General features: G+C 57.5%; 18 protein-coding genes. 13 read left to right on the forward strand and 5 right to left on the reverse strand.

Features of this window, described 5'->3' with window-relative positions:
* Positions 1–8: 8 nt before the first annotated feature.
* Complete coding sequence (locus ASE98_RS08160) at positions 9–770, forward strand: TenA family transcriptional regulator (RefSeq protein WP_256352754.1); 762 nt, start codon at positions 9–11, stop codon at positions 768–770.
* A gap of 172 nt (positions 771–942) precedes the next feature.
* Here ASE98_RS08160 and ASE98_RS08165 read toward each other — a convergent pair whose 3' ends face one another.
* From ASE98_RS08165 to ASE98_RS08185, 5 genes are all read right to left on the reverse strand, one after another.
* Positions 943–1,869, reverse strand: a complete 927-nt coding sequence (locus ASE98_RS08165; protein ID WP_060540871.1) for a GGDEF domain-containing protein — start codon at positions 1,867–1,869, stop codon at positions 943–945.
* Positions 1,870–2,223: 354 nt separating this feature from the next.
* A complete protein-coding gene (locus ASE98_RS08170; protein ID WP_060540872.1) occupies positions 2,224–2,964 on the reverse strand; it encodes a YciK family oxidoreductase in 741 nt (246 codons plus the stop codon).
* Between the two features lie 206 nt (positions 2,965–3,170).
* Positions 3,171–3,842: an N-acetylmuramic acid 6-phosphate phosphatase MupP gene (mupP, locus tag ASE98_RS08175; protein ID WP_060540873.1), complete on the reverse strand. Its 672-nt coding sequence runs from the start codon at positions 3,840–3,842 to the stop codon at positions 3,171–3,173.
* A gap of 4 nt (positions 3,843–3,846) precedes the next feature.
* Positions 3,847–4,545: a bifunctional 2-polyprenyl-6-hydroxyphenol methylase/3-demethylubiquinol 3-O-methyltransferase UbiG gene (gene ubiG, locus ASE98_RS08180; RefSeq protein ID WP_008065228.1), complete on the reverse strand. Its 699-nt coding sequence runs from the start codon at positions 4,543–4,545 to the stop codon at positions 3,847–3,849.
* A 58-nt stretch (positions 4,546–4,603) separates the two neighbouring features.
* On the reverse strand, positions 4,604–5,938 hold the full coding sequence (locus tag ASE98_RS08185; protein WP_060540874.1) for a TRZ/ATZ family hydrolase: 1,335 nt from the start codon (positions 5,936–5,938) through the stop codon (positions 4,604–4,606).
* Positions 5,939–6,046: 108 nt separating this feature from the next.
* Between ASE98_RS08185 and mtnA the strand changes: the two genes are divergently transcribed.
* The 12 genes from mtnA (at position 6,047) to ASE98_RS25680 (ending at position 21,005) form a co-directional block, all read left to right on the forward strand.
* On the forward strand, positions 6,047–7,123 hold the full coding sequence (mtnA, locus tag ASE98_RS08190) for an S-methyl-5-thioribose-1-phosphate isomerase (protein WP_060540875.1): 1,077 nt from the start codon (positions 6,047–6,049) through the stop codon (positions 7,121–7,123).
* A 427-nt stretch (positions 7,124–7,550) separates the two neighbouring features.
* Positions 7,551–10,205: a DNA gyrase subunit A gene (gene gyrA / locus ASE98_RS08195; RefSeq protein ID WP_060540876.1), complete on the forward strand. Its 2,655-nt coding sequence runs from the start codon at positions 7,551–7,553 to the stop codon at positions 10,203–10,205.
* A 305-nt stretch (positions 10,206–10,510) separates the two neighbouring features.
* Complete coding sequence (gene serC / locus ASE98_RS08200) at positions 10,511–11,596, forward strand: 3-phosphoserine/phosphohydroxythreonine transaminase (RefSeq protein WP_060540877.1); 1,086 nt, start codon at positions 10,511–10,513, stop codon at positions 11,594–11,596.
* The gene (gene pheA / locus ASE98_RS08205) at positions 11,596–12,690 is read left to right on the forward strand and encodes a prephenate dehydratase (protein WP_060540878.1); all 1,095 of its coding nucleotides are present in this window, start codon (positions 11,596–11,598) and stop codon (positions 12,688–12,690) included. The genes serC and pheA overlap by 1 nt, the downstream gene beginning before the upstream one ends.
* 13 nt (positions 12,691–12,703) lie before the next feature.
* The gene (hisC, locus tag ASE98_RS08210) at positions 12,704–13,816 is read left to right on the forward strand and encodes a histidinol-phosphate transaminase (RefSeq protein WP_060540879.1); all 1,113 of its coding nucleotides are present in this window, start codon (positions 12,704–12,706) and stop codon (positions 13,814–13,816) included.
* A gap of 28 nt (positions 13,817–13,844) precedes the next feature.
* On the forward strand, positions 13,845–16,052 hold the full coding sequence (locus tag ASE98_RS08215; RefSeq protein WP_060540896.1) for a bifunctional prephenate dehydrogenase/3-phosphoshikimate 1-carboxyvinyltransferase: 2,208 nt from the start codon (positions 13,845–13,847) through the stop codon (positions 16,050–16,052).
* Positions 16,049–16,738, forward strand: coding sequence for a (d)CMP kinase (gene cmk, locus ASE98_RS08220; protein WP_060540880.1), 690 nt, complete (start codon positions 16,049–16,051; stop codon positions 16,736–16,738). The genes ASE98_RS08215 and cmk overlap by 4 nt, the downstream gene beginning before the upstream one ends.
* Positions 16,739–16,857: 119 nt before the next feature.
* Positions 16,858–18,549 carry a 30S ribosomal protein S1 gene (gene rpsA / locus ASE98_RS08225; RefSeq protein WP_046031753.1) on the forward strand — a complete coding sequence of 564 codons (1,692 nt, stop codon included), beginning with the start codon at positions 16,858–16,860 and terminating at the stop codon, positions 18,547–18,549.
* 200 nt (positions 18,550–18,749) lie between these two features.
* The gene (locus tag ASE98_RS08230) at positions 18,750–19,028 is read left to right on the forward strand and encodes a hypothetical protein (protein ID WP_060540881.1); all 279 of its coding nucleotides are present in this window, start codon (positions 18,750–18,752) and stop codon (positions 19,026–19,028) included.
* 151 nt (positions 19,029–19,179) lie between these two features.
* A complete protein-coding gene (ihfB, locus tag ASE98_RS08235) occupies positions 19,180–19,503 on the forward strand; it encodes an integration host factor subunit beta (RefSeq protein WP_060540882.1) in 324 nt (107 codons plus the stop codon).
* Positions 19,496–19,741, forward strand: coding sequence for a lipopolysaccharide assembly protein LapA domain-containing protein (locus ASE98_RS08240; protein ID WP_060540897.1), 246 nt, complete (start codon positions 19,496–19,498; stop codon positions 19,739–19,741). Before ihfB ends, ASE98_RS08240 begins: the two co-directional genes overlap by 8 nt.
* Before the next feature lie 214 nt (positions 19,742–19,955).
* Positions 19,956–21,005, forward strand: coding sequence for an LPS O-antigen chain length determinant protein WzzB (locus tag ASE98_RS25680; protein ID WP_082457505.1), 1,050 nt, complete (start codon positions 19,956–19,958; stop codon positions 21,003–21,005).
* Positions 21,006–21,957 lie beyond the last annotated feature (952 nt).

Genomic DNA, 21,957 nt, shown 5'->3' on the forward strand with positions numbered 1-21,957 from the left:
GACCCCTCATGGAAGCTGCAAGTTATCCCGCCTGGGCCCAGCGCCTGATACAGGATTGCAGCGAGAGCAAACGCCGGGTAGTCGAACACGAACTGTATCAGCGCATGCGAGACAACAAGCTCAGTGCGAGGACCATGCGCCAGTACCTGATCGGTGGCTGGCCGGTGGTAGAACAGTTCGCGTTGTATATGGCACAAAACCTGACCAAGACCCGCTTTGCCCGTCATCCCGGTGAGGACATGGCGCGGCGCTGGCTGATGCGCAACATTCGCGTCGAATTGAATCACGCCGATTACTGGGTGCACTGGAGTCGTGCCCACGGTGTCAGTCTGGAAGAACTGCAGGCGCAACAGGTGGCCCCGGAGCTTCACGCCCTGAGCCATTGGTGCTGGCATACCAGTTCGGCCGATTCGCTGATCGTTGCCATTGCCGCCACCAACTATGCCATCGAAGGGGCCACCGGTGAGTGGTCGGCGGTGGTCTGTTCCAACGGCGTCTATGCGGCTTCCTTCCCTGAGGAAGATCGCAAGCGCGCGATGAAATGGCTGAAAATGCATGCCCAGTACGATGATGCCCATCCCTGGGAGGCGCTGGAAATCATCTGTACGTTAGCTGGCATGAACCCGAGCAAATCCCTGCAGGCGCAATTGCGTCAGGCCGTGTGCAAGAGCTACGACTACATGTACCTGTTTCTTGAGCGTTGCATGCAGTTGGAGCACTCGGAGCGAACGCCGCTCGCTCGTGAGCGCATGGCACTGGCCGAAGGCTGATTCAATGGCTGGTTGATGTAGGAGAAACTGTGGCGAGGGGGCATGTGTGGCGAGGGGGCTTGCCCCCGTCGGGCCGCGAAGCGGCCCCAAAACACTGTTCCTGGGGGCTACTGCGTAGTCCAACGGGGGCAAGCCCCCTCGCCACACATTGATTATTTGCTGGACTAATCGATCACCCAGCCATCGCCAACCGGTTGCGCCCCTCGCGCTTTGCCACATACAGCGCGCTATCGGCTCTTCGCAGCAGGCTGTCGGCAGACTCACCGGGCTGCAGGGTCGAGCAGCCGAGGCTGACGGTCAGTTCGATCGAGTTGCCTTCGGCCAGATAATGCTCGGCCTCAATGGCAAACCGCAGGCGTTCGCCGACCATGGCCGCTGACTCCCGGGTGGTGTTGGACAGAAGAATCAGAAACTCCTCGCCGCCGTAGCGGAACACCATGTCCACGTTACGCAACTGGTGCTTGATCGAGGCAGCAACCGCCTTGAGCATGTCATCGCCAACGCCGTGGCCATAGCTGTCGTTGATTCTCTTGAAGTGATCGATATCGAGCATCAACAGTGAGAGCGGTTGCAGGTGGCGCCGTGAAAGCTCGGTTTCCCGTAGCAGCGTCTGATCCATGGCGATGCGGTTGCCAATGTCCGTCAGTGGATCGCGCAAGGCACTTTGGGTGGCGGTACGGTAGAGCAAGGCATTGCGCATCGGATACAGCAACGCCGCCAGCAAGGACTCAAGGTTTCCCTGTTCCTGCTCATCGAAACGCCGATTGCGACGAAAGACCAGCTCGCCCAGATGCTCGCCCTCATGGCTCAAGCTGTAGCTGACCGAGTGGTGGCCGCGCTCGCCGAACTCCAGGCGCAGGTCGCAGCTATTGTGCTGATAACTCAGAGCGTCGAGGGGCACCATTCGCTGAATTTCCCGATAGAAAATTCCGAGAATGCGTTGCGGCTCGAGACTGGTTTGCAGTTGCATGCTCAATTGTTGACGCAACTGCGCAAGGCTGAGGGGCCTTTCCAGAAGGGGAGATTGCTGACCAAAGCCCAGGCGTTGCAATTTGGCGCTATCGAAGTCAATTGCATTGGTCTGGGAAGGTGTTTTCATAAGGCGTGCGCCCCTAAGCGGTAAGACAGTCTTACAAGCTGGGTGAGAGCGGCTATGGGCTGCGCGTCGTACTGGTCCATCAGTCCCGTAGGACATTTCGTACAAGTTTAATCTGCTTTGTCGAACATGAGTAACTATCGACGTAAACGACGCCCACCTGCTTTCACGTTGCATGTTGAGCAATTTTAGAGCGAAAGGCGTGTCATTCAGTTCAGTTTAATAAAAGTCGTTATTAATCAATCTATTAAAGAGTTATTAACTTTGACGATTGGGCTGGCAGGGGGAGTACTTGATTGAACTTGCGTTGAGTGTCGCGAGGGCAGGCCGGCGCGACACTCAACGCAATACGCATATCTACTGTGCGTTGAAAGCCTGGCCGTTGATGCCTGTGCTGTCTGGTCCCATCAGGTACAGGTACACGGGCATGATCTCTTCGGGCGTCGGGTTGTTCAGCGGGTTTTCCCCTGGGTAAGCCTGGGCACGCATGCTGGTGCGGGTGGCTCCCGGGTTGATGCTGTTGGAACGCACTGGCGCCACGGTATCGACTTCGTCAGCCAGGGTCTGCATCAGACCTTCAGTGGCGAATTTGGAGACGCCATAAGCGCCCCAGTACGCACGCCCCTTGCGACCGACGCTGCTGGAAGTGAACACCACCGAAGCATCCTGAGACAGCTTCAACAACGGCAGCAGGGTGCTGGTGAGCATGAACATGGCGTTGACGTTGACTTGCATGACTCGCATGAAGTTTTCGCCGGAGAGCTGTTCGATCGGCGTGCGCGGGCCGATGATCGATGCGTTGTGCAGCAAGCCGTCGAGATGTCCGAATTCACTTTCGATCATCGCTGCCAGCTCATCGTATTGATGGGGCAGGGCGGTTTCGAGGTTAAACGGAATGACCGCCGGTTGTGGATGGCCGGCGGCTTCGATTTCGTCGTAGATCTGGGTCAGGTTGGCTTCGGTCTTGCCCAGCAACAGCACTGTAGCGCCGTGGGCTGCATAGGTTTTCGCAGCGGCCGCGCCAATGCCGCGACCAGCGCCCGTGACCAGGATGACCCGGTCCTTGAGCAATTCGGGGTGAGCGGAGTAATCAAACATAAAAAACCTCACAACAATTCAGTAGGCAGGCAACGCGCTCATGGCGAGGAAGTTCCTGTGGCAAGGTGGCTTGCGGCGAGGGGGCTTGCTGTGGCGAGGGGGCTTGCCCCCGTTGGGCTGCGAAGCGGCCCCAAAAAACTGGGACTACTGCGTAGTCCAGCGGGGGGCAAGCCCCCTCGCCAAAAAGCACCCTGCAATCAGTACGCTCAGCAACCACAAAGCGCGCTATCAAGCACCTTGCGCAACTCGAGCGGATGATCGACCACCACATCCGCGCCCCAATGCCGCGGGTTATCGTCCGGGTGTATATAGCCGAAGGTCACGGCGGCGGTCCTGGTACCCGCATCACGCCCCGACTCGATATCGCGCAGGTCATCGCCGACGAACAGCACGCTGGCCGGGTCCAGGTCGAGCATCTTGCAGGCCAGGATCAGCGGCTCCGGATCCGGTTTGCTGTTCTTCACATGATCCGGACAGATCAGCAGCGCCGAGCGCTCGGCCAATCCCAGCTGCTGCATGATTGGTTCGGCGAAACGCAGCGGCTTGTTGGTGACCACGCCCCAGATCAGATTGGCCTTCTCGATGTCGGCGAGCAATTCCCCCATGCCGTCGAACAACTTGCTGTGGACGGCACAACCGACGAGGTAGCGCTCCAGAAACTCCAGGCGCAGTTCCTCGAACCCCGGCGATTCCGGGTCCATGGAGAAGGTCGCCGCGACCATTGCCCTGGCGCCGCCCGAAATCTCGTCGCGGATGTGCTTGTCGTTGATCGGCGGCAAGCCGCGGTCGGAACGCATCGCCTGACAGATCGCAATGAAGTCCGGCGCGGTGTCGAGCAGGGTGCCGTCCATGTCGAAAAGAACTGCTCTGATTCGCATCGGCTTACTCCTCGCGCAGGGTCTGGATCATGTAATTGACGTCCACGTCGGATGCCAGTTTGTAGTGCTTGGTCAGCGGGTTGTAAGTCAGGCCGATGATGTCCTTGACAGTCAGGCCGGCCATGCGACTCCAGGCGCCGAGCTCGGAAGGACGAATGAATTTCTTGAAGTCGTGGGTGCCGCGTGGCAGCAGCTTCATGATGTATTCGGCGCCGACAATGGCGAACAGATACGCTTTCGGGTTGCGGTTGATGGTGGAGAAGAACACCTGGCCGCCGGGCTTGACCATGCGGAAGCAGGCACGAATGACCGAGGACGGGTCCGGTACGTGCTCGAGCATTTCCAGGCAGGTGACCACGTCGAACTGCTCGGGCATTTCTTCGGCCAGGGCTTCGGCGGTGATCTGCCTGTACTCGACGTTGACGCCCGACTCCAGCTGATGCAGTTGCGCGACCGCCAGGGGTGCTTCGCCCATGTCGATGCCGGTTACCGTTGCGCCGCGCTGGGCCATGGCTTCGCTGAGAATGCCGCCACCGCAACCGACGTCGAGAACTTTCTTGCCGGCCAGGTTGACCCGCTCGTCAATCCAGTTCACCCGCAGCGGGTTGATGTCGTGCAGTGGTTTGAATTCGCTTTCACGGTCCCACCAGCGATGAGCCAGGGCCTCGAATTTGGCGATTTCGGCGTAGTCGACGTTGCTCATGGTTTAAATCCTCGAAAAACTTGAAAAATCCTGTTGCCCCGATGTTGAGGTCGGGTGCTTACGATTCGGTACGACCGCTGATGCGCTGGCCCCAGCTCTTGGCGGTGGCGCAGAGCTGTTCTTCATCAAGCCGCGTCAGGCGACGGTCGTCGAGCAATTGCTTGCCAGCGACCCAAAGGTGTTTCACGCAGTCCCGGCCAGAGGCATATATAAGCTGCGAAACCGGGTCATAGACTGGTTGCTGGGCCAGGCCGGAAAGGTCGAATGCCACCATGTCGGCAGCTTTACCGATCTCCAGCGAGCCGACCTCGGCTTCCATGCCCAGTGCGCGGGCGCCGTTGAGGGTGGCCATGCGCAAGGCGCGGTGGGCATCCAGCGCAGTGGCGGAGCCGGCGACAGCTTTGGCCAGCAAGGCGGCGGTGCGGGTTTCGCCGAGCAGGTCCAGATCGTTGTTGCTGGCCGCGCCGTCGGTGCCGACAGCCACGTTTACCCCGGCTTGCCACAAACGTTCGACCGGGCAGAAACCACTGGCCAGCTTCAGGTTCGACTCCGGGCAATGAATCACATTGGTGTTGCTTTCGACCAGCAGCGTCAGGTCTTCCTCGCTGATCTGGGTCATGTGAACCGCCTGAAAGCGCGGCCCCAGCAAACCGAGGCGGGCAAGTCGGGCCAATGGGCGCTCGCCGCGCTGTTCGACTGACTGTTGCACCTCAAAGGCGGTTTCATGCACGTGCATGTGGATCGACGCATCCAGTTCCTCGGCAATTACCCGGATTTTTTCCAGGTTCTCATCCCCTACGGTGTACGGTGCGTGAGGCCCGAAAGTCACTTTGATGCGTTCGTGGTGCTTGAGATCGCCGAACAGCTCGACGCCCTGACGAATGGCGTCGTCCGCCGTGCTGGCTCCCGGTATCGGGAAATCGAGGATCGGAATGGCGATTTGCGCGCGGATGCCGCTGTTATGCACGCGTTCGCTGGCAACTTTCGGGAAAAAGTACATGTCAGAGAAGCAGGTGATGCCACCTTTTATCTGTTCGGCGATGGCCAGGTCCGTGCCATCACGCACAAATGCCTCGTCGACCCATTTGGCTTCCGCCGGCCAGATGTGGTTCTCCAGCCAGGTCATCAGCGGCAGGTCATCGGCCAGGCCACGGAACAGCGTCATCGCGGCATGCCCGTGGGCATTGATCAGGCCGGGGCTGAGCAACATATCGGGAAGTTCGCGGATTTCGGTTGCATTGAGCTTCAGTGCAGCGGAACGTGGTCCGATAAACACAACGCGCCCATCACGGATGCCTACGCCATGTTCCTTGAGGACGACACCAGCGGGTTCGACGGGTACCAGCCAGGTCGGCAGCAATAACAAGTCGAGCGCAGCGGCAGTGTTCGGCATCGAGGGTTGGTTCCAGTGCTTTTGTAAAGGATGGCGAAGTATACCCGAGCGTCTTCGCGGGGGGATCGCTATAATCGGCGGCTTTTGTTACTGAGTACGGGGTGAGGGATGCGCGATCGACTGTTGGCTGCAGAGAAAGTGAAGGCCATCGATTGGCGTGACGGCGCTCTTTATCTGCTGGATCAGCGTATTTTGCCTTTCGAGGAAACCTGGATTGCCTACACCGACGCAGCCGGTGTGGCCGAGGCCATTCGCTCGATGGTGGTGCGCGGTGCGCCGGCCATTGGCATCAGTGCCGCGTATGCCATGGTGCTGTCGGCTCGCGCGCGGATTGCCGAGGGCGGTGACTGGCAGGCTGCGTGGGAAGAGGATTACGCATTGCTGGCCGACTCCCGTCCAACGGCTGTGAACCTTTTCTGGGCCTTGAGTCGCATGCGCGACCGCCTGGATCGCCTGAAGGAGGATGCAGATCCGCTGGCGGCGCTTGAGGCGGAGGCCGTCGCCATTCACGAAAGTGATCGCGAAGCCAACCTGACCATGGCGCAGTTGGGCGTGGACTTGATCCGCAAGCATCAGGGCAATGCCCAGGCATTCCTGACCCATTGCAATACCGGCGCGCTGGCCACCGGTGGTTTCGGCACGGCACTCGGAGTGATACGCGGTGCGTTCATCGAGGGCATGGTCGAGCGCGTTTATGCCGACGAAACCCGTCCCTGGCTGCAAGGTTCGCGATTGACGGCGTGGGAATTGGCTAACGAAGGCATTCCCGTGACCCTCAATGCCGACTCCGCCGCAGCGCACATCATGAAGACCAAGGGCATCACCTGGGTCATCGTCGGCGCTGACCGGATAACCGCCAATGGCGATGTGGCCAACAAGATCGGCACCTATCAGCTGGCCGTCAATGCCATGCACCATGGTGTGCGTTTCATGGTGGTGGCACCAAGTTCGACCATCGACATGAACCTGGCCAGCGGTGACGACATTCCGATCGAAGAGCGAGACGGGCGCGAGCTGCTGGAAGTCGGCGGCAAGCGTGTCGGTGCTGATGTCGATGCGTTCAATCCGGTATTTGACGTGACTCCGGCGGACTTGATCGATGCCATCGTTACGGAGAAAGGCATAGTCGAGCGTCCGGATACGGCGAAGATGGCGCAGTTGATGTGCCGCAAGCGTCTGCATTGATTGGCCGTGGCGTTCGAAAGGACGCCATCGCCAGCAGGCTGGCTCCCACAGGGTTTGTGGTCACCGCGGATCAAATGTGGGAGCCAGGCTGCTGGCTATCAGGGGCTGAAAGTCAATAAACATCCGTAATTCTGCTCCGAATTCGGCATTCGCAGCAGCTCTAAGCCCCTCTGATCCCCGTCAAGCCTGTCACCGGTCAACTTACTATGCTCCATGCGCATCTGGGGGATAGGTGCGTGGCGGCTCTTGTGATAACATCCGGCGGTTTCCAGGGTTGTCCTATGGGGCAACCTTTACTGCGCAGATCCTTGGCATAACTCGTTGATTTGTCGTAAGTCGGTGCATGGCACTTAGCCTGCATCGGCGAGCTTCGTTCGTCCCATATGGATGTGACGAAGTTTCACCAGAAAAAGGAATCAGGCTTCTCATGGGCGAACTGGCCAAAGAAATCCTCCCGGTCAATATCGAAGACGAGCTGAAGCAGTCCTATCTCGACTACGCGATGAGCGTAATCGTCGGGCGGGCACTGCCGGATGCGCGCGATGGCTTGAAGCCCGTGCACCGGCGCGTGCTGTTCGCGATGAGCGAGCTGGGCAACGACTTCAACAAGCCGTACAAGAAATCTGCCCGTGTTGTCGGCGACGTGATCGGTAAGTATCACCCGCACGGTGATACCGCGGTGTACGACACCATCGTTCGGATGGCGCAGCCATTTTCCCTGCGCTACCTGCTGGTAGACGGTCAGGGCAACTTCGGTTCCGTGGACGGCGACAACGCCGCAGCCATGCGATACACCGAAGTGCGCATGACCAAGCTGGCGCACGAACTGCTGGCCGACCTGCATAAAGAAACCGTGGACTGGGTGCCGAACTACGACGGCACCGAAATGATCCCGGCGGTCATGCCGACCCGTATTCCCAACCTGCTGGTCAACGGCTCCAGCGGTATCGCCGTGGGCATGGCGACCAACATCCCGCCACACAACCTCGGTGAAGTCATCGATGGTTGCCTGGCACTCATCGACAACCCTGAGCTGACTGTCGACGAGCTGATGCAATACATTCCCGGTCCGGACTTCCCGACCGCTGCGATCATCAACGGTCGCGCCGGCATCATCGAAGCCTACCGCACCGGTCGCGGACGCATTTACATGCGCGCCCGCTCGATGATCGAAGACATCGACAAGGTCGGTGGTCGCCAGCAGATCGTCATCACCGAGCTCCCTTACCAGCTCAACAAGGCGCGTCTGATCGAAAAGATCGCCGAGCTGGTGAAAGAGAAGAAACTCGAAGGCATCACCGAATTGCGTGACGAGTCCGACAAGGACGGTATGCGCGTCGTGATCGAGCTGCGTCGCGGCGAAGTGCCTGAGGTCATCCTCAACAACCTCTACGCCCAGACCCAGCTGCAAGCGGTATTCGGTATCAACATCGTTGCGCTGATCGATGGCCGTCCACGCATCCTGAACCTCAAGGACCTGCTGGAAGCCTTCGTGCGTCACCGTCGCGAAGTGGTTACCCGTCGTACCGTGTTCGAACTGCGCAAGGCGCGCGAGCGTGGTCACATTCTTGAAGGTCAAGCAGTAGCCCTGTCGAACATCGACCCGGTCATCGCCCTGATCAAGGCATCGCCAACCCCTTCGGAAGCCAAGGAAGCGCTGGTCAGCACCCCTTGGGAATCCTCGGCCGTGGTGGCGATGGTGGAGCGCGCCGGCGCCGATTCGTGCCGTCCGGAAAACCTCGATCCGCAGTACGGCCTGCGCGAAGGCAAGTACTTCCTGTCGCCGGAGCAGGCGCAAGCCATTCTGGAATTGCGTCTGCACCGCCTGACCGGCCTGGAACACGAAAAGCTGCTGGCCGAGTATCAAGAGATCCTCAACCAGATCGGCGAGCTGATTCGCATCCTCAACAGCGCCACGCGCCTGATGGAAGTGATCCGCGAAGAGCTGGAAGTGATCCGCGCCGAATACGGCGACGTGCGCCGCACCGAAATCCTTGATGCCCGTCTCGACCTGACCCTGGGTGACATGATCCCGGAAGAAGAGCGCGTCGTGACCATTTCCCACGGTGGCTACGCCAAGACCCAGCCATTGGCTGCGTACCAGGCCCAGCGTCGTGGCGGTAAAGGCAAGTCGGCGACCGGCGTCAAGGACGAGGACTACATCGCTCACCTGCTGGTAGCCAACAGCCACACCACGCTGCTGCTGTTCTCCAGCAAGGGCAAGGTGTACTGGCTCAAAACCTATGAAATCCCTGAAGCGTCCCGCGCTGCCCGTGGTCGTCCGCTGGTCAACCTGCTGCCGCTGGATGACGGTGAATACATCACCACCATGCTGCCGGTCGAGGAATACACCGAAGGTCATTTCATCTTCATGGCCACCGCCAACGGCACCGTCAAGAAGACCCCGCTGGAATCCTTCAGTCGTCAACGCAGCGTCGGTCTGATCGCGCTGGAGCTGGACGAAGGCGACGTGCTGATTTCTGCTGCCATCACCGATGGCGAGCGTGAAGTCATGCTGTTCTCCGACGGCGGCAAGGTAACGCGCTTCAAGGAATCCGACGTCCGTGCCATGGGCCGTACCGCCCGCGGTGTTCGCGGCATGCGTCTGCCGGAAGGGCAGAAGCTGATTTCGATGCTGATTCCGGAAGAAGGCAGCCAGATCCTCACGGCTTCGGCCCGTGGTTACGGCAAGCGTACGGCGATCACCGAGTTCCCTGAGTACAAGCGTGGCGGCCAGGGCGTTATCGCCATGGTCAGCAACGAGCGTAACGGCCGTCTGGTCGGCGCTGTCCAGGTGCTCGATGGCGAGGAGATCATGCTGATTTCCGACCAGGGCACCCTGGTGCGTACCCGTGTCGACGAAGTGTCGAGTCTGGGTCGTAATACCCAGGGCGTGACCCTGATCAAACTGGCCAACGACGAGACGCTGGTCGGTCTGGAGCGGGTCCAGGAGCCGTCGGAAGTCGAGGGTGAAGAGCTTGAAGGTGAAGAGGGTGCAGTGTTCGGCGGTGAGGTCGTGATCGACGATGTTGCCCAGGACCAGCAACTCGACGCCGCTGCTGACGAAGAACCGCAGGAATAAGCAGGAAAGCAGGGGGCGGATGAAAATTCGCCCCCTTGTTGTTTGTCCGGTATGAAATGTCGACGCCTATGATCCCTTGTGGGTGCCGGGCTTTTGTGGCGAGGGGGTTTGCCCCCGTTCGATTGCGCAGCAATCGTAAGCCGATCACTGTCGTCTCATGCGAGGCTGCGGTGACTGGTTTCCCGGGGCGCTTCGCACCCCAACGGGGGCAAGCCCCCTCGCCACAGGCAAGTCCGCTCCCGCATTCGATTCGTGTCGGCTGATGATGTAATGCGTGATACCACCAAATCAGAGCGAGATTGGATGTGAGCAAGAGAGCCTATAACTTCTGTGCCGGTCCTGCGGCGCTTCCTGAAGCTGTCCTGCAGCGCGCCCAGGGTGAACTTCTCGACTGGCACGGCAAGGGCCTGTCGGTCATGGAAATGAGCCATCGAAGTGATGAGTTCGTGTCCATCGCCACCAAGGCCGAGCAGGACCTGCGTGATCTGCTGAATATCCCGTCGAACTATAAAGTGCTGTTCCTGCAAGGCGGCGCTAGTCAGCAATTCGCTCAGATCCCGCTGAACCTGTTGCCGGAAAGCGGTACTGCCGACTATATCGACACCGGTATCTGGTCGCAGAAAGCCATTGAAGAAGCTTCGCGCTATGGTCGCGTCAACGTTGCCGCCACCGCCAAGCCGTATGATTATTTCGCCATTCCAGGTCAGAACGAGTGGCAGTTGTCCAAAGACGCGGCCTACGTGCACTACGCGCCGAACGAAACCATCGGCGGCCTGGAATTCCAGTGGATCCCGGAAACAGGTGATGTGCCGCTGGTGGCCGACATGTCTTCTGACATCCTCTCGCGTCCGGTGGATGTTTCGCGCTTTGGCATGATCTACGCCGGCGCGCAGAAGAACATCGGCCCGAGCGGCATCGTGGTTAACATCGTTCGCGAAGACCTGCTGGGTAACGCTCGCTCCCTGTGCCCGACCATGCTCGACTACAAGGTCGCGGCCGACAACGGCTCGATGTACAACACCCCGCCGACTCTCGCCTGGTACTTGTCCGGCCTGGTGTTCGAATGGCTCAAGGAGCAGGGCGGCGTCGAGGCCATCGGCAAGCTCAATGAAGTGAAACAGCGCACGCTGTACGGCTTCATCGACGCCAGCGGCCTGTACAGTAATCCGATCAACAAGTCGGACCGCTCGTGGATGAACGTACCGTTTCGTCTGGCTGATGACCGTCTCGACAAGCCGTTCCTGGCTGGCGCCGACGAGCGTGGCTTGCTGAACCTCAAGGGTCACCGTTCCGTGGGTGGCATGCGCGCTTCCATCTATAACGCCGTCGACCTCAACGCGGTCAATGCGCTGGTGGGCTACATGGCAGAGTTCGAGAAGGAACATGGCTAATGTCTGAGCAAGAACTCAAGGCACTGCGCGTTCGCATTGATGCCCTGGACACCAAAGTCCTGGAGCTGATCAGTGAGCGTGCGCGTTGCGCCCAGGAAGTCGCGCGGGTAAAGATGGCCTCGCTGGCCGAAGGCGAAGTGCCGGTGTTCTATCGACCTGAGCGTGAAGCTCAGGTGCTCAAGCGAGTCATGGAGCGTAACCAGGGGCCCCTGGGCAACGAAGAGATGGCGCGGCTGTTCCGTGAAATCATGTCTTCTTGCCTGGCGCTGGAGCAGCCGCTGAAAGTGGCTTATCTCGGCCCTGAAGGCACCTTCACCCAGGCGGCGGCCATGAAGCACTTTGGCCACGCGGTGATCAGCAAGCCGATGGCGGCGATCGACGAAGTGTTCCGTGAAGTGGCGGCCGGTGCGGTGAACTTTGGCGTGGTCCCGGTGGAAAACTCCACCGAAGGCGCGGTCAACCACACCCTCGACAGTTTCCTTGAGCACGACATGGTGATCTGCGGCGAAGTCGAGTTGCGCATTCACCATCACCTGCTGGTCGGTGAAAACACCAAGACCGACAGCATCAGCCGTATCTACTCCCATGCCCAGTCCCTGGCCCAGTGCCGCAAGTGGCTGGACGCGCATTACCCGAATGTCGAGCGCGTGGCGGTGTCAAGCAACGCTGAAGCGGCCAAGCGGGTCAAGGGCGAGTGGAACTCGGCAGCGATCGCTGGCGATATGGCGGCCAGCCTGTATGGGCTGACGCGATTGGCCGAAAAAATCGAGGATCGTCCGGATAACTCCACGCGTTTCCTGATGATCGGCAATCAGGAAGTACCGCCGACCGGCGACGACAAGACGTCGATCATCGTCTCGATGAGCAACAAGCCGGGCGCGCTTCACGAGTTGCTGGTGCCGTTCCACGACAATGGCATCGACCTGACGCGGATCGAAACCCGTCCTTCGCGCAGTGGTAAATGGACCTACGTGTTCTTCATCGACTTCGTCGGTCACCACCGCGATCCGTTGATCAAGGGTGTGCTGGAAAAAATCAGTCAGGAAGCAGTGGCACTCAAGGTGCTGGGTTCCTACCCGAAAGCAGTTCTCTAAGGGGCGGTAGCAAATGAGTGGCAACTTCCTCGCTCTGGCACAGCCGGGCGTGCAACAACTTTCGCCTTACGTTCCGGGCAAGCCCGTGGACGAACTGGCCCGTGAGCTGGATCTCGATCCAGCCAGCATCGTCAAGCTGGCGAGCAACGAAAACCCGCTGGGTGCCAGCCCCAAGGCGCTGGCGGCGATCCGTGACGCGTTGGCCGAGCTGACCCGCTATCCGGACGGCAACGGTTTCGCGCTCAAGTCCCTGTTGGCCGAGCAGTGCCGTGTCGAGCTGAACCAGGTGACCCTGGGCAACGGCTCCAACGACATTCTGGAACTGGTCGCGCGCGCGTACCTGGCGCCGGGTCTGAATGCGGTCTTCAGCGAGCATGCGTTTGCGGTGTATCCGATCGCCACTCAGGCGGTCGGCGCTCAAGCCAAGGTCGTTCCGGCCAAGGAATGGGGGCATGACCTGCCGGCGATGCTCGCCGCCATCGATGCCAACACCCGCGTAGTGTTCATCGCCAATCCTAATAACCCGACCGGGACCTGGTTCGATACCGAAGCACTGGACGAATTTCTGCAGGACGTGCCGGAGCACGTATTGGTAGTGCTGGACGAGGCCTACATAGAGTACGCCGAAGGCAGCGATCTTCCGGACGGCCTGGACTTCCTCGCGGCCTATCCGAACCTGCTGGTTTCGCGCACCTTTTCCAAGGCCTATGGCCTGGCGGCGCTGCGTGTCGGCTATGGTCTTTCCACCGCGGTCGTGGCGGATGTGCTGAACCGCGTGCGTCAGCCGTTCAACGTCAACAGCCTGGCGTTGGCTGCGGCTTGTGCGGCGCTGAAGGATCAAGAGTATCTGGCGCAAAGCCGCCAGCTGAACGAGTCCGGCATGCAGCAACTGGAAGCCGGTTTTCGTGAGCTGGGGTTGAGCTGGATCCCGTCCAAAGGCAACTTCATTTGCGTCGATCTCGGTCAGGTCGCGGCGCCGGTGTTCCAGGGCTTGCTGCGCGAAGGCGTGATTGTGCGTCCGGTGGCCAACTACGGCATGCCGAACCACCTGCGCGTCACCATTGGCCTGCCGGCAGAGAACAGCCGCTTCCTGGAAGCGCTGAGCAAGGTTCTGGCTCGTGGTTGATGTTACTGCGCTGCAATCTGCTGAACCTGTGATCGGTCGCCTGGTGGTGGTCGGTCTCGGGTTGATCGGCGGTTCGTTTGCCAAGGGTTTGCGCGAAAGCGGTCTGTGCCGTGAAGTGGTCGGGGTCGATCTCGACCCGCAATCGCGCAAGCTTGCGGTCGAGTTGGGGGTGGTGGATCGCTGTGAAGAGGATCTGGCTGCTGCATGCCAGGGCGCTGACGTGATTCAACTGGCCGTCCCGATCCTGGCCATGGAAAAGCTCCTTGGTCGCTTGGCCGCCATGGATTTGGGGCAGGCGATTCTGACCGACGTTGGTAGTGCCAAGGGCAATGTGGTGCGCGCCGCTGCCGAAGCGTTCGGTGGCATGCCGCCGCGTTTCGTGCCGGGGCATCCGATTGCCGGGTCCGAGCAGAGTGGGGTGGAAGCCTCGAATTCCGAGTTGTTCCGCCGCCATAAAGTTATCCTGACGCCGCTGGATCAGACCGAACCTGCCGCCTTGAGCGTGGTCGACCGTTTGTGGCGTGAATTGGGCGCCGATGTCGAGCACATGCAGGTCGAGCGTCATGATGAAGTGTTGGCGGCGACCAGCCACCTGCCGCATCTGTTGGCGTTCGGGCTGGTCGATTCGCTGGCCAAGCGCAATGAAAACCTTGAGATCTTCCGTTACGCTGCGGGCGGCTTCCGTGATTTCACAAGAATCGCCGGAAGCGACCCGGTGATGTGGCACGACATCTTTCTCGCCAACCGCGAAGCTGTCCTGCGCACACTCGATACATTTCGCAGCGACCTCGACGCCTTGCGCGACGCGGTCGATGCAGGGGATGGGCACCAATTGTTGGGCGTTTTCACTCGCGCCCGGGTTGCCCGCGAGCATTTCAGTAAAATCCTGGCCCGCAGGGCCTATGTGGACGCTATGAATTCCAACGATCTGATTTTCCTGGCTCAACCTGGTGGCCGCCTGTCCGGTCGGATTCGCGTACCAGGTGACAAATCGATTTCCCACCGCTCGATCATGCTCGGCTCCCTGGCCGAAGGCGTCACCGAGGTCGAAGGCTTCCTTGAGGGTGAAGATGCCCTGGCGACCCTCCAGGCGTTCCGCGACATGGGCGTGGTCATTGAAGGCCCGCACCATGGTCGCGTGACCATCCATGGCGTCGGCCTGCATGGCCTCAAGCCTGCGCCGGGCCCGATCTACCTGGGTAACTCCGGTACTTCCATGCGCCTGCTGTCCGGCTTGCTGGCTGCGCAGGACTTCGACAGCACCCTGACCGGTGACGCGTCGTTGTCCAAGCGCCCGATGAATCGCGTGGCCAACCCGCTGCGGGAAATGGGTGCGGTGATCGAGACCGCCGCTGAAGGCCGTCCGCCGATGATCATTCGCGGTGGCAACAAGCTCAAGGGCCTGACCTACACCATGCCGATGGCCAGCGCTCAGGTGAAGTCCTGCCTGCTGCTGGCGGGTCTGTATGCCGAGGGCAAGACTACCGTTACCGAGCCGGCTCCGACCCGTGACCATACCGAGCGCATGCTGCGCGGTTTCGGCTACCCGGTCAGCATTGATGGCGCAACCGCTTCGGTCGAGTCCGGCAACAAGCTGACGGCGACCCACATTGAAGTGCCGGGCGATATCTCGTCGTCGGCGTTCTTCCTGGTGGCGGCATCGATCGCCGAAGGTTCGGAACTGGTGCTCGAGCACGTCGGCATCAACCCGACCCGTACCGGTGTCATCGACATTCTGCGTCTGATGGGCGCCGACATCACTCTGGAAAACCAGCGTGAAGTGGGTGGCGAGCCAGTAGCTGACCTGCGCGTACGTGCAGCTAAACTCAAAGGTATCGAGATTCCTGAAGAGCTGGTCCCACTGGCTATCGATGAGTTCCCGGTGCTGTTCGTCGCTGCCGCCTGTGCGCAAGGGCGTACCGTGCTGACCGGCGCCGAAGAGTTGCGGGTGAAAGAATCCGACCGCATTCAGGTCATGGCGGACGGCCTGCTGGCGTTGGGCGTCAAGTGCGAGCCGACTCCGGATGGCATCATCATCGACGGCGGCCAGATTGGCGGTGGCGAAGTGCACGGTCACGGCGACCACCGCATCGCCATGGCATTCAGCGTCGCTTCGCTGCGCGCAAGTGCACCGATTCGCATCCATGATTGCGCCAACGTCGCGACGTCGTTCCCCAACTTCCTGGCGCTGTGTGCCCAGGTTGGTATCCGTGTTGCCCAAGAGGCTGAGTCGTGAACAACATTGCACCGGTCATCACCATTGATGGGCCAAGCGGCTCGGGCAAGGGCACGGTAGCCGGGATACTGGCCAAGCGCCTGGGCTGGAACCTGCTGGATTCCGGTGCCTTGTACCGACTGCTGGCGTTCGCTGCGCATAACCATGGTGTCGACCTGACCAATGAAGAGCTGCTGAAGAAACTCGCCGCTCATCTGGATGTGCAATTCATTGCGGCGACCGACGGTCAGCTGCAGCGCATCATCCTGGAAGGCGATGAAGTCAGTGATGTCATCCGCACCGAAAGTGTCGGCTCCGGTGCTTCCCAGGTGGCTGCGCTGCCGGCTGTGCGTGAGGCGCTGCTGCAACGCCAGCGCGCATTCCAGGAAGCGCCAGGCCTGGTGGCCGATGGTCGCGACATGGGCACCGTGGTTTTTCCTGGCGCACCGCTGAAGATTTTCCTGACGGCCAGTGCCGAGGAACGGGCCCGTCGTCGATATTTGCAGTTGAAGGGCAAGGTCGAGGGTGTTAGTCTGTCGAGTCTGCTAGATGAGATACGTGCGCGCGATGAGCGCGACACCCAGCGAGCGGTAGCCCCGCTCAAGCCGGCGGCTGACGCCATACAGCTGGATTCCACGGAATTATCCATCGATCAGGTGCTTGCACGCATCATGAGCGAGATCGCCATTCGCGATATCGCCGGGTGACCAAGAGGGTCGCGGGGGACCAGTCATAGTCCTGCGGCGCTTCTTTTATTTGAAACTAACCCACACCGTCTGGGGTGTGGAGATGGGCGTATTCTTCGCCCTCATCAACAGGAATTAAAATGAGCGAAAGCTTTGCGGAACTCTTTGAAGAAAGCCTAAAAACCCTGAACCTTCAGGCAGGCTCCATCATCACCGGTGTTATCGTTGATATCGATTACCAGGCTCGCTGGGTAACCGTTCACGCTGGCCTGAAGTCTGAAGCACTCATCCCGCTTGAGCAGTTCTACAACGACGCTGGCGAACTGAACATCAACGTCGGTGACGAAGTTCACGTTGCTCTGGACTCGGTTGAAGACGGCTTCGGTGAAACCAAGCTGTCCCGTGAAAAAGCCAAGCGCGCTGAATGCTGGATTGTTCTGGAAGCAGCCTTCGCAGCTGAGGAAGTGGTCAAGGGCGTTATCAACGGTAAGGTTAAAGGCGGCTTCACTGTCGACGTTAACGGCATCCGTGCGTTCCTGCCAGGTTCCCTGGTTGACGTTCGTCCAGTGCGCGACACCACGCACCTGGAAGGCAAAGAGCTGGAATTCAAGGTCATCAAGCTGGACCAGAAGCGCAACAACGTTGTCGTTTCCCGTCGTAGCGTCCTGGAAGCCGAGAACTCCGCCGAGCGCGAAGCTCTGCTGGAATCCCTGCAGGAAGGCCAGCAAGTCAAAGGTATCGTCAAGAACCTCACCGATTACGGCGCATTCGTCGATCTGGGTGGCGTCGATGGCCTGCTGCACATTACCGACATGGCCTGGAAGCGTATCAAGCATCCTTCCGAAATCGTCAACGTTGGCGACGAGATCGATGTCAAGGTTCTGAAGTACGATCGCGAACGCAATCGTGTTTCCCTGGGCCTGAAGCAACTGGGCGAAGATCCATGGGTTGCTATCAAAGCCCGTTACCCAGAAAGCACTCGCGTTACCGCTCGTGTAACCAACCTGACCGACTACGGCTGCTTCGCTGAGCTGGAAGAAGGCGTTGAAGGTCTGGTACACGTTTCCGAAATGGACTGGACCAACAAGAACATCCACCCTTCGAAAGTCGTACAAGTCGGCGACGAAGTGGAAGTCATGGTTCTGGACATCGACGAAGAGCGTCGTCGTATCTCCCTCGGCATCAAGCAGTGCAAGTCCAACCCATGGGAAGACTTCTCTGGCCAGTTCAACAAGGGCGATAAAATCTCCGGCACCATCAAGTCGATCACCGATTTCGGTATCTTCATTGGTCTGGACGGCGGCATCGACGGTCTGGTTCACCTGTCCGACATCTCCTGGAACGAAGTGGGCGAAGAAGCCGTTCGCCGCTTCAAGAAGGGCGACGAGCTGGACACCGTTATCCTGTCGGTTGACCCAGAGCGCGAGCGCATCTCCCTGGGTATCAAGCAACTGGAAAGCGATCCGTTCTCCGAGTACGTTCAAGAGAACGACAAAGGCGCAATCGTTAAAGGCATCGTGAAAGAAGTTGACGCCAAAGGCGCCATCATCACTCTGGCCGACGATATCGAAGCGACTCTGAAAGCCTCCGAAATCAGCCGTGACCGCGTTGAGGACGCGCGCAACGTTCTGAAAGAAGGCGAAGAAGTAGAAGCCAAGATCATCAGCGTTGACCGTAAGAGCCGTGTAATCCAGCTGTCGATCAAGTCGAAAGACGTTGAAGACGAGAAAGAAGCAATCCAGAGCTTGAAAGACAAGCCTGCTGCTGACGTCGCTGCTGGTCCTACCACTCTGGGCGACCTGTTGCGTGCACAAATGGAAAAACAGAACTAAGTTCTGATTTTCTGTAAAAAGGGCGACTTCGGTCGCCCTTTTTTGTGTCTGGAATTTGGTGTGATTGGAGGCCAATGCGGGAGATGAAACCAAGGGCGCGCACAGGTGTCTCTTTCTTTAGGCGGATCAAGCTCTTATTTGCAGCTAGTCTGTAGCAGAAGAGGGTGACGTCGGGCATGTTGCCTGGCATAAGGAAGTGAATGAACAAGCTCATTGTCGTAATGGCTGTACTGACACTGGCGGGTTGCACTACTAATGCCAAGACTCACGCCGTGCGTGGTGTCAGCGGCATCGAAGTCGATTGTTCGGGGCTCGGCTCGAAGTGGGAGCGGTGCTACAAGCGTGCGACAAAGGAGTGCCCTAGGGCAGGCTACAAGGTTGTTGCAAGGTCCGATGACGCCAAGGAAGAGGATGAATTCCCCTTTGGATTCAATCCCGCGGGATATTCTACGCGCACGATGCTGGTGATCTGTCGATGAATGCATGACGTCCGATACGTCCAGTGCTGCCTTAGAATCGCGCATTCCAGTTCAGGTGTCGGCAAGGTAAAAGTCGGGCTGTTCAAATTCATTCTGGCGTGCTAAAACCTTGGGAGCGCTGATCTAGCTGCTTGAAAAAGAAGGGAAAAATATGACGAAGTCGGAGTTGATCGAACGAATTGTCACCCATCAAGGGCTGCTCTCATCCAAGGATGTGGAGTTGGCCATCAAGACCATGCTTGAGCAAATGTCCCAGTGTCTGGCCACCGGGGATCGTATCGAGATTCGTGGCTTTGGCAGCTTCTCCTTGCACTACAGAGCGCCACGTGTCGGTCGCAATCCGAAAACTGGACAGTCGGTTAGCCTTGACGGCAAGTTTGTTCCACATTTCAAGCCGGGAAAAGAATTGCGGGATCGGGTGAATGAGGAAGAGGACGAGTTTGAAGGAGAACATCGAGGTGAAGGGCGTGCGTAGATTCAGTCGCCTGCTGCTGGCTCTGTTGCTGTTGGCCCTGGTGGCCTTCATCCTGCTATTCATTCTGGAAAACCAGCAGGTTGTTGCATTGGTGTTTCTGGGCTATATACTTCCCCAATTACCAATTTCGGTGTTGTTGCTGGGGGCCTTGCTGCTTGGCCTGATTGTCGGGCCGGCGATGGGCATGTTGGTTGTATGGCAACGTCATCATAGGCGTCGTCGTACCAATGCCAGCTAGAAGTAAATATCTACTGATATCGAACCGGTTTTTGGAATCTCCGAATTTTATTCGAGGCGGGGAGACATCATTTAGCGAATATCTTCGAGGTCAACGTTGTTGTGTTTAGTAGTGTGCTTGTTCGACTCGTCAGTGAATTAGAGGGCTGGGGGCTGATACAAAACGGATCGATGGCGATTGATGGCGATGGTTTAACTGAAGGGCAAATAGCAATATGCAAAGCAATAATAACGCTGTTATTTTTCCAGAAGATTTTGACTTTCTGGAATTTTTCAATGATCTCTGGCGGCAGAAAATAATTATTTTAGCCGTAACACTAATTGCTACTTTTGTTGCCGGGGTGTATGCCTTTTTCTCGCCGTCGATATACGAGGCTAAATATTACATATCTCCACCGACTCTTGAGAATATAGCTAACTTAAATTATGGGCGCGATCGAAGTTCTGCTTTAAGTCCATTTACAGTTGATGACGTATACAAAGTGTTCCTGCGAAATCTTCAGTCTGAATCGTTGCGTCGAACTTTTTTTGAAAATAATTTTGAGCCTGCCTCTAGTCGAAACGTTGAACAGTACGAGAGATTTTCCAGGGATGTCGTGATTTCGCCTGTGGATAAAGATATAGGCGCGCGTTGGGTGGTTTCAATTCGAGGAAAAGACCCTGCGACAGTAGCTAATTGGGTGAGCCAGTATGTTGAGCAGGCAGGACAGCGTGCACAGCGTGAAGTGATTAGCAGCGCAACTAAAGAAGCTTCAGTTTTAGCTCGTAACCAACAGTTGCAGATAGATTCTATTCGCGAGTCAGCCAAAAAAGTTCGAGAGGATACGATCCGCCAGGTACGGGAAGCTTTGGCAGTTGCAAGAGCTAGCGGATTGGAAAAATCTCTTGTCTTTACTGGTGAAGGCTCGGCTGGGCTGGCCGGTAATATGGTGGGTAATGATGCCTATCTGCGTGGTAGCAAGGTGCTTGAGGCCGAATTGAAAAATCTCGAAAGTAGGGAGTCGAATGACCCATTTATTCCAACGTTGAGAAGCATGCAAAATTCGTATGATTTTTATAAAGGCTTGGAGACTGGGGAGTATAACGTCACGGTGTATCGACAGGATGGCATCGTCGATCAACCTACGACTCCAATTAAACCTAAAAAAGCTCTTGTGGTGATATTGGGTGTTATTTTAGGCGGATTATTGGGTACTGCTATTGCGTTGGGACGAGTTTTTATCCTGAAATCGAGACGGAGCAAACCTTCTCCTCGCGCGTCGTAATGAATTTTTTATTACAGGACTCGGTATTGGGATTCTTTTGTAGTCTGAAAGCTCTCAATATCGATTTTGTAATGTGTGCATTGATGTTTTTTTTGGACTGATGTTTCGTTGTTGAAAACTTTATTGGTGTCTAACAGTTGGTTGGAGCTAAGTATCCGAAAAGTTAGATGGGTAAGATCCAGATGGTATGTGTCACATGCTTTCTGGCGTAAACTCTACATATGTCATATTCATATGCTATTTCATTAGAGTTTTTACTTTGGGTTCTAGACGGATGTGTGTAAATTATATTTCATGGCTCACGTGTTTTTTTTGGTGCGATTTATCGGCGCTGTTAAAGGGAGAGATGATTAATTACTCCCCTGGCTGTTTTGTTAATTTAGGTGTTCTTAATTGTCTGGTTTTTCTATTGGCTGCATCGAGTATTTTAGTCTTCTGAAGACTATTTTTTTCGATCTCGTGAGGGCAGTGTTGACCGGTTGGATATTGGCGATGTATTTGTAAAATACAGCTTCGGAGGGGAAAGGAAGTTAGCCTTCTAATCGATTTATGTATTGTTTTGCACGTTGCGTAGGGATGTGTAAGAGAAAAATGATGTGGTTTTGCTACTGCAAGGGGCCCTAAGTTTTAGGGGCAATACAGAATACGTCAGTACGTCGTAACCGCCAATCGCGATAGTCACCACCTTCCGCTCTTCTATAATCAATTAGCTTTAGCTCGGTATGTAAATATTATGCCGGCATTGTGAAAAAAACAATCTATTTCGGAGCTTGGTATCGTGCAATGTAAGTGGAAATGCGATAATGCCAACGCCCAGGACCTATTTTATGGATTGTCTTTTCTCTCGACCGAGCAGCTCGGGAGCGCCGCTGACTATCTTGGGGTCGAAATGGAGTAAAACGGCGAAGCATGCTGATGGTATGGGATGGTATGGATTGACAGATATTTTGGG

This window comes from Pseudomonas sp. Leaf48 (assembly GCF_001421885.1).
Taxonomy (GTDB): Bacteria; Pseudomonadota; Gammaproteobacteria; order Pseudomonadales; family Pseudomonadaceae; genus Aquipseudomonas.

Bases quoted from the DNA above. Each gene is read 5' to 3' on its own strand.
- ASE98_RS08160 (WP_256352754.1), top strand. From the start codon at position 9: ATGGAAGCTGCAAGTTATCCCGCCTGGGCCCAGCGCCTGATACAGGAT.
- ASE98_RS08165 (WP_060540871.1), bottom strand. From the start codon at position 1,869: ATGAAAACACCTTCCCAGACCAATGCAATTGACTTCGATAGCGCCAAA.
- ASE98_RS08170 (WP_060540872.1), bottom strand. From the start codon at position 2,964: ATGTTTGATTACTCCGCTCACCCCGAATTGCTCAAGGACCGGGTCATC.
- mupP (WP_060540873.1), bottom strand. From the start codon at position 3,842: ATGCGAATCAGAGCAGTTCTTTTCGACATGGACGGCACCCTGCTCGAC.
- ubiG (WP_008065228.1), bottom strand. From the start codon at position 4,545: ATGAGCAACGTCGACTACGCCGAAATCGCCAAATTCGAGGCCCTGGCT.
- ASE98_RS08185 (WP_060540874.1), bottom strand. From the start codon at position 5,938: ATGCCGAACACTGCCGCTGCGCTCGACTTGTTATTGCTGCCGACCTGG.
- mtnA (WP_060540875.1), top strand. From the start codon at position 6,047: ATGCGCGATCGACTGTTGGCTGCAGAGAAAGTGAAGGCCATCGATTGG.
- gyrA (WP_060540876.1), top strand. From the start codon at position 7,551: ATGGGCGAACTGGCCAAAGAAATCCTCCCGGTCAATATCGAAGACGAG.
- pheA (WP_060540878.1), top strand. From the start codon at position 11,596: ATGTCTGAGCAAGAACTCAAGGCACTGCGCGTTCGCATTGATGCCCTG.
- hisC (WP_060540879.1), top strand. From the start codon at position 12,704: ATGAGTGGCAACTTCCTCGCTCTGGCACAGCCGGGCGTGCAACAACTT.
- rpsA (WP_046031753.1), top strand. From the start codon at position 16,858: ATGAGCGAAAGCTTTGCGGAACTCTTTGAAGAAAGCCTAAAAACCCTG.
- ASE98_RS08230 (WP_060540881.1), top strand. From the start codon at position 18,750: ATGAACAAGCTCATTGTCGTAATGGCTGTACTGACACTGGCGGGTTGC.
- ihfB (WP_060540882.1), top strand. From the start codon at position 19,180: ATGACGAAGTCGGAGTTGATCGAACGAATTGTCACCCATCAAGGGCTG.
- ASE98_RS25680 (WP_082457505.1), top strand. From the start codon at position 19,956: ATGCAAAGCAATAATAACGCTGTTATTTTTCCAGAAGATTTTGACTTT.